We start from the raw sequence: 3,530 nt of genomic DNA, 5'->3' as shown, positions 1-3,530 counted from the left end.
GGGGGTCACCAGCCCATCGCGATGTAGTTGACGCCTGCCGTGATCGTGCCGGGCGTGGCGTTGATGTGGGTCAGGAGGACACGGCACTGGGTGGCGGTGATCGAGTCGACCCAGGCGTAGTAGGCGAAGGTTGTCGAGGAGACGAGGACTCTTGGGGGCGCCGTGAAGGTGCCGGTCGGGAACGTGAGGATCGTCTGTCCGGTGCCGTTGGGGTCGCCAGCGGACACGGCGACCGTCACTACTCCGGAGATCCGGGTTCCGCCCTCGCTGGTCGATGCCTTTGCCATTGCATCGAGTGCGAGGTTTCCGACGCTCTCAAGGACGCCCTGGGTGTCGCGTGGAGCGAGGTCTGCGGGGTTGAGCTGCGCCTCGTCGTCCTCCCAGTCATACTCGGTCTCACCGATCGCAAAGGTGGTGTTGCGAGCTATTCCGCGGGGGTCAGGTGATCCGAGCATGCAGGCGGACTCTCCGGCTTCGATGAGCGCCAGTTCGGCAGCGTCGCCGCCCTTGGCGGCGACCTGTCCGTGCGCCACGGTGGCGCCATTCGTGAAGCTAGACAGGCCCTGCCGCTGATTCCAGATGTTCGTGGCCTCGGCCAGCGCGGCGGCCGATGTCATCGCTCCTCGCCCGGCAATGAGGTCGACAGCCGACTCGATACCGCCGGACGGCGTGGTGGCGGGGTACGAAACGGTGTCGCGGCGCCCAGTGGCGGAGTTGATGAAGCGCGCGAAAACCCGATCGACGCGATCCTGTGATGCGGCGCCGAGAAAGCCTGCGCCAGGGACGATGAACCATCTCGGGCTGATGTCGATCGGCTCGATCACCAGCTCGCGTCGACGGTTGACCTTCCAGCGAGAACCGTTCTTCTGTGCCCAGGCGTCGAGCACGGAACGGATGGTGACCAGACCGCCGTTCGCGTCGCCAATGGGGGTGGTGCCGAAGTTCCCCACCCTCGTCCAAGACAGGACCCCGCGAACGATCGCAGCGTCGATGATCGTGTTCGGCTCAGTGGACGACGCGCCAGCACCGTCGAGCGCCATGGCAGTCTCCGCGTCGCGAGATGCACCGCTTGCAACGAACGAACCCTGGTCCCAGTCAGGCTCCTCCAAGGTGCCGGACCACACGACGATGGGGCCGTACATGATCTCCACCCGGGCGCCGCGGACCAGCGCTGGATGCCGCCACTGTCGCGGGTTCGGGATCGACCATGACGCCGACCAGGACCCATTGAGTCGCGTGGAGTGCTTGAGCTCTCCCCAGCCGCTTCGCCGCGGGACGATCGCCGAAAGCAGGTATGTGGCACCGTTCACGGTCAGCCGGACATTGGGTCGGGTTGCAGTGTGGCGACTCATCGACGCCTCACGGTGCCCACTCGGCGAGGATGTGGGAGTGGCCGCGGGGGTACATCTCAACCTCCGACTGCGACACGAGCGAGGATGTGGCGACGGTGAACAACTGGATGAGGCCGGGCTTGAACTCCGGGACCCCGATCGACCCGTAGCCGTCGCCGCCGGCCTTGTAGGAGACGTCGACCCCACCGACGCCAGGCACTCCGCTGCCGCCGTAGATCGAATCGTTCTCCGCACCCAGAACGGCGGAGCGGATCTCGATCCACGTCATGTTCTCGGTGTCGCGCAGCCAGTTCAGGACACCGTCGTCGAGACCGAACAGCCACATCTCGTCGATCGTCATGTTCGCGGTGCCGCTGATCGTGAGCTGGATCATCTGGTCGCCCTCGGGCTTGCCCATCACCAGGCCGAGGTCGGCCAGCTCCAACACGCGGTACGTGCCGCCGGTCGAGGCCAGTGGCCGTGACCCGGAGGTGATCACGGACGAGCCGACCACGTCAGCGCCAGTGCTGGACACGATCTTGACGGACCACGTCAGCGTCCCGACCGAGGTGACGTTCATCCGCCCCCGAAGGGCGTAGGTGCCTTCTGTGATCAGACTGGCCGGGAATCGGTAGACCGACGGCGTGGCGAGAGTGTTGCGCCCACCAGACACCAGCGTGGCGTCCGCGACGGCACCTGACCCCGTGGCCCGCCACTTTCGCAGCGGCGGTTGCCATGACGTGTTGTTAGAGGCGTGGACCAGAATCTCGCCACCCAGTGGTGCCGGGGTTGCGTCGTAGAACCTGATCGCGGCCTGAGTTGGCGCGGACCCCTTGATCTCGACCGTGCGCGACTGCTGGCGAAGCGTGGAGTTCGTCTTGTCGCCGATGGTGTCGGTGCGGGCAACGTTGGCTACGTCGAGCGTGAAGGTGTCGTCGCTACCGGAAACCGCCGGGCCCGTCTGCTGGGGCACCGAGACGGCGAGGGTGGTGAAGTTGCCCGTCGCGACATAGATCCGCGTGAGACCGCCTGCAATCGAGTCGGCGGAGATGGGCGCCTTGACTACGCCGTCGATTGTCACCGTGGGGACGCCTCGGACCGACGAGTGACTGCTGCGCACGTCAACCGCGAGGTACGGGTTGCCGGACATAGACAGCGCGCCCGATCGAGTCAGTGTGATCCCGGGGTACTCCGTCCGGGGTCCGGTGTCGTTCCAGATGCGAGCGCGGACTGCACCAGAGGCGACGGTAAGCGGGAAGACCTGCCACTGCCAGGTTTGGTTGACGCTAAAGGACGCCGACCAGTTCGTTGTCGAGTCACAGGTGTCCAGGTTGACGAACGCCGCAGGACCGCTCGGGTCCGGCGGAACCGGGATCGCGGGCACGATCACCTTGTCCTCGGTCCGAGGAAACGGCAGGCACTCCAGGGTCAAGGTGAAGTACCAGACCTCACGCATCACCTCGTCCAAGTCCCAGCCGTCCGAGGTGTCCCACTCCAGATCGCGCGCGATCACGACATCGAAGAACGCCGTCGCCGCACCGGTCAGCGACGGCGTGACTGCTAGCGGCGGCGGCGAGTCCATCTCGGCCTGCCCTTGAAGTGCGGCCTCGCCTGCGATGAGCGCCGGACCAGCGGTTGCCGACGGCGCCGAGACGGCGAGGCGGATCTGGATCAGCCGGTTCTTCCGGCCGCCCCGCACCACCACGGCGCCATCCCGCAACAGCGACTGGAGGGTCTGATAGTCCGCCTCGGGATTGCCGAACGAGGTGCCATTCGCCATCGCATGGATCAGGAATCCGTCGGCCGGCGGATCGGCCTCGGGGCTCACGAAGTCCAGCGCACCCCACGTGAGGCCGTGCTGCTGCACCATCCTCAGACCTCCAGCTCAGGATCGACGGGCGGAACCACGGGCGGGACGGTCGGCGGAAGGATCGCGATCGCGTCATCCAGTGCCACCAGCTCCGCCTCGCACGCAGCCAGCACCGCGAGGGCCGAGTCCAGAGCCGCACGCATCTGCTCGACCTGCTGCTCCTGCACCCCGATCGACTGCTCACCACCCGTCAGCTCCGCACGACGCGCCTCCAGCAGCACGACGGCCGGATTCGGCTCGGACTCGGGAGATGTCTCGGACACGTCAGCCCCTCCGCATGTTCAGCGACGCCTTGCCAGCGCCCTTGTTGTTCGCCTTCGCAGTCGCCT

General features: G+C 66.5%; 3 protein-coding genes. All 3 read right to left on the bottom strand.

Features of this window, described 5'->3' with window-relative positions:
- Positions 1–5: 5 nt before the first annotated feature.
- The 3 genes from ACPZVR_RS25335 to ACPZVR_RS25325 all read right to left on the bottom strand — a co-directional run bounded on the left by ACPZVR_RS25335 (position 6) and on the right by ACPZVR_RS25325 (position 3,464).
- A complete protein-coding gene (locus ACPZVR_RS25335) occupies positions 6–1,151 on the bottom strand; it encodes a hypothetical protein (protein ID WP_436702468.1) in 1,146 nt (381 codons plus the stop codon).
- 208 nt (positions 1,152–1,359) lie between these two features.
- On the bottom strand, positions 1,360–3,201 hold the full coding sequence (locus tag ACPZVR_RS25330) for a hypothetical protein (protein ID WP_436702467.1): 1,842 nt from the start codon (positions 3,199–3,201) through the stop codon (positions 1,360–1,362).
- Positions 3,202–3,203: 2 nt separating this feature from the next.
- A complete protein-coding gene (locus tag ACPZVR_RS25325) occupies positions 3,204–3,464 on the bottom strand; it encodes a hypothetical protein (protein ID WP_436702466.1) in 261 nt (86 codons plus the stop codon).
- Between the last annotated feature and the right edge of the window lie 66 nt (positions 3,465–3,530).

The sequence above is a fragment of the Nocardioides segetis genome (assembly GCF_051390595.1).
GTDB lineage: Bacteria > Actinomycetota > Actinomycetes > Propionibacteriales > Nocardioidaceae > Nocardioides.
Note: the sequence above shows the minus strand (reverse complement) of the source record. Positions and strands in the feature narration are given on the sequence as shown.

Excerpts from the sequence above, each read along its gene's own strand:
- ACPZVR_RS25330 (WP_436702467.1), bottom strand. The coding sequence starts at position 3,201 with ATGGTGCAGCAGCACGGCCTCACGTGGGGTGCGCTGGACTTCGTGAGC.